At 63.2% G+C, this 4,195-nt stretch carries 2 protein-coding genes and 1 pseudogene; all 3 read left to right on the forward strand.

The annotated features are described in order from the left end of the window. Nucleotides 1-495: 495 nt before the first annotated feature. Nucleotides 496-1,776, forward strand: coding sequence for a PQQ-dependent sugar dehydrogenase (locus DQ229_RS14365; RefSeq protein ID WP_114966958.1), 1,281 nt, complete (start codon nucleotides 496-498; stop codon nucleotides 1,774-1,776). 179 nt (nucleotides 1,777-1,955) lie between these two features. Further along, entirely contained in the window at nucleotides 1,956-2,645 is a 690-nt protein-coding gene (locus tag DQ229_RS16865; protein ID WP_238381109.1) for a c-type cytochrome, read from the forward strand. 422 nt (nucleotides 2,646-3,067) lie between these two features. Then, nucleotides 3,068-4,195 (forward strand): annotated as a pseudogene (locus DQ229_RS16405) (hypothetical protein); the annotation flags it as partial.

Genomic DNA, 4,195 nt, shown 5'->3' on the forward strand with positions numbered 1-4,195 from the left:
TCCAACGGAACCATCATGGCATACGAGATGCCGCTGGGTGGGGGCATCCACCGCATCAGTTCAGACTGACTTTCGTTGCCAATTTGAGTTCAGCATTCATTTTGCTGCAAACCGCCTTTTGACAGCCGGGGGCGCGAGGGCGATCACACAGAGCAGCGCTACCCAACCCATCATCAGAGGCCCCGGTCGGCGTGCGCGGGTGCGCATGGTGCTTCGTCCGCTCTTTCAAAAGGAACCGCAAGTCAATCCGTTGAATCAAGTCACTGGGCGGACTCGGCGGCGACCAAAAGCTCGCTTGGGGAATACAGGTTCGTCGCCGAACGGATCGCCTGCCTTCTCGAGGTGCCGGCAGAACAGTTGACCCGCGCATGGAACGGCTCGCGCGCGGTTGGCGTTCGCTATTGAGTGAACGTGTCTCCCTTGCTGTGGGAGGCAGTTGTTTGCCCGTCACTGAAACACGATCGGGGTTGATACCCCACCTAGGGAGGAATCATTATGTCTCAATTGCGTACAACGACGCCAGCCGGCGCGATCATGGCCGCAGCCGTGGTTGCCATTCTGCCGACAGCCGCGCTCTCTGACAGCCATGCCCCAACTCTGAGCTATACCACTGTATTGTCGGGCCTCGCGGAGCCGTGGGATATGGCGTTCCTGCCCGACGGGACCATGTTCTTCACCGAAAAATGTGATGGGCTGTCGGTGCTGCTACCCGATGGCGAGGTGAACCACCTGCTGGGCATGGGCGACTCCGAAGGCTATGACAGCACCGCGGACGATCTGTTCTGCGAGGGTCAGGCCGGGATGATGGGTGTCGCTGTCGATCCCGAGTTCGATGACAACCGCTTGCTCTATGTCTACTCTACGTCAAACATGACGGCGCCAGGCACCAATCGCCTGATGCGGTTCACAGTCAACGAGGAACTTTCCGAAGTGGCGGACCGCACCGACCTGATAGATAGCGTTCCCTACAAGCCAGAGGCCAGTGATCAACCCTTCGGTGGTCCTGGCGCGCATAATGGCGGGCGCGTCCGCTTCGGTCCGGACGGCTATCTATACCTGACCACCGGCGACAACCACAATGCCGAGGTGCCGCAAAGCCCGACACTGCTTGGCGGCAAGGTGATCCGCATCGACCGCGACGGCAATGCCGCTGAGGGCAACAATGCGCCCGAAGGCTTTGACCCGCGTATCTTCACCTATGGGCATCGCAATGTTCAGGGTATCGCCTTCCACCCTGAAACCGGCCAGCCGATCACGGCAGAGCACGGGCCCTGGCACTCGGACGAGATCACCGCGCTGGTGCCGGGCGGCAATGGCGGCTGGGATCCGCGCCCCAACATGGCCGGGCGCAGCGACTGCCCCGATGGCTACTGCGGCTATGAACCCGGGCAGATGGACGCGATGGATCCGGCAGAGCGCGCGGCCTACATGCCGATGACCGACTTCGAGACCTACCCTGACGCCATGCCACCGGCCTGGAACAATAACGGGCTGTCGCAGGGCATGACCTCGAACGTGTTCCTGACCGATGCGCAGTGGGGCGACTGGGAAGGCCGCATGGCCGTCGGCTTCATGGGCATCGGCTTCGGCGGCACGCCCGTCGGCCAGCGGATCGACGTGATCGACATCGCCGAAGATGGACTGTCGGTCCATGACGTGACCGAGATGGACCTGCCCATGAACCCGGGCCGCTTCCGCGCGCTGGTGCTCGGGCCGGACGGCGCCCTTTATGCCGCCATCGACGAGGGCGACATCTACCGCATCGTCGCAGAGTGACACCAACAAACGCCGCACTGCCCTCCGGGCAGTGCGGCTGCGCCACCCGACCGCATTTCATCGACGCTTCAGCAAGGGCAGGTGTGCCGAATACCTCTTTGCGCCTGTGCTCTGCGCGCGAAAGGTGTGCCTGGTTCCGGAATCGCGCTGAATCGAGATATGACCAAGGGAGCCTTGTCATGAAAGTTCTGACCAGCACGGTCGCCATCCTCATGCTTGCGACGCCTGCCTTCGCATCAGACAGCATCACCATAGACGTCGCGAAAAGCGAAAAGCCAGACCAATACCTGACGGATGATCAGGACCGACCTGTCTATATCTTCTCGACCGACACTCGCGCATCGGAAGAGCAGGAAGCGGAAATGTCCTGCACCAGCACGGACTGCCTTGAAGCCTGGCCGCCCGTGACAACGCCCAGTGAGCCGCTGGCCGGCGAGGGCGCGGACGCTTCGCTGCTGGGCACGACCGAGCACGACTCCCAGCAGGTCGTGACGTATGACGGCATGCCGCTTTACTATTTTGCGCGTGACGAGGGCGCGGAGGCACCACAGGGCCATGAAGTCGAGGCCTTTGGCGGTGAGTGGTCGCTTGTGAACCCAGCTGCAAGCATCGAAGCCGGGGATATTGCTACCGGAGAATCGATGTTTGCAGATTCCTGCGCCCAGTGTCACGGGCGCGCGGGGCGTGGCATGGCAAGCTTCCCCTCGATCGCAGGCAAGAATGCCGAGTACATCTCGGGCAAGCTTGTGCGATACCGTGCTGGCGAAACGATCGGGCCGAATTCCGCTCTGATGCGTCCAGTGGCGGCAGAGTTATCAGACGAAGATATCGCAAACCTTGCTGCCTTTATCTCAACAGGCCTTGAGTAAGGTCAGTTGGTGTTCGGGCATGTGGTGTAATGTCCGCGGCGTCAACAGTGGCACCCCAGGTGTGAACTGATATGGTAGTTGCCCCCATCCGACGGCATTAGCTCAGTCGAGGGCCCGATCGGTGCTGGCAGGCACGGCCAAATGTTATCTGCAATTCGCCGGTCCTTCGCTGCCGCAGTTTCCCCTGTACCGCGGCGCGGAAGTGTCCCGCGCGTGCGAAAGTATTGCGGGAGGCAAACCTGTATCAGTCTCGAGAGAGTCGTTTCAGGGTAATCAAGCCATAAGACGCGACACCTGTCGCGAGCGTTGGTTCGGTGCCGTGCTCATTGAAGCGCCGGATTCCGACCGGAAACCGGCACAGCCCACTCGGTCGGCGACAGTGGTTACCGGGGAAGCCGCAACAATTCAGGAAAGGTAACGACATGACCTCCAGATCTCTCAAGGCAACCACTGCCATTGTCGCGGTGCTGTCGCTCTTGCAGCCCCTTCCGGCGTTGACGCAATCCAGTTCGGGCGCCAGCGCCGGGGCGAACGTGTCGGCCACGGGGCAGCTCAATCGTTTGGCGAACGCCGACATCCGCTCGTTCGAGGAGATCTGTGCCGAGGCCATGATCCTCGACGCGGCCGCCTGCGAGCTTCATATCCAGGCACTTGAGGCAGAGCTGGAGGCAGAGGCCGCGGCTGACGCCGCCGCACAAGCCGCGATTGCGGCCGAGGCCGCGCAACAAGCCGCGATCGAAGCCGATGACGCCGTGAAGGCCGAGGCCGAAGCCGAGGCCGCGGAACTGGCACGGGCTGCCGCCGAAGCCGAAGCGCAAGCCCTGGAAGCGGCCGATACCGCCGCGCGGCTCGCGCAGGAGGCCGAGACTGCGGCGCAAGCCGCGGCAGAGGCGCAAGCTGAGGCAGACGCCACCTCTCAGGCCGAAGCAGAGGCCGAGGCCCTGAAACTGGAACTGGAGCGTGCCGAGGCCGCAGATGAGGCTGAGGCTGACGCCGAGGCGCAAGCTGAGGCTGAAGCCGATGCGCGAGCCGAAGCCGATGCACAAGCTGATGCACAGGCTCAAGCTGACGCCGCCGCCCAGGCCGAAGCAGAGGCCGAGGCTGAGGCCGACGCCGAGGCCCGCGCCGCCGAACGCGATGAAGATACCGACACGGAAACGGCAACCGAAACACCTTCACGGTCGGCATCCATTGCCGAAGACTGCGCGGCCGAGGTGATCGGCTCCGACGGGGCGCTCGTCTGTGTCGATGCGCTGACCTCCGAGGGTATCGCCGCACTCGCGGCCGAGACCGATGTCGAGACCGAGGCGCAGGCCGAAGTGACGACCGAAACCGTCACCGAGCGCGACCAGCGCTCCAGCAGCGAAGAGTTTCGGGAATGGAGCCGGGATGCGGACGCGGACGGCGAGGCGATCAGCACCCAGGAGTCAGACGAGCCGGTCCGGGTGCAACGCGACACCGGCTTGAGCGATCTCGAAAAGGCCGGCCTGCTCGCGCTTGGCGCAGTGGTTGTCGGCGCGATCCTGACCAGCGGCCAGCGGGTGGAATCC

The sequence above is a fragment of the Alkalilacustris brevis genome, assembly GCF_003350345.1.
Lineage (GTDB): Bacteria > Pseudomonadota > Alphaproteobacteria > Rhodobacterales > Rhodobacteraceae > Alkalilacustris > Alkalilacustris brevis.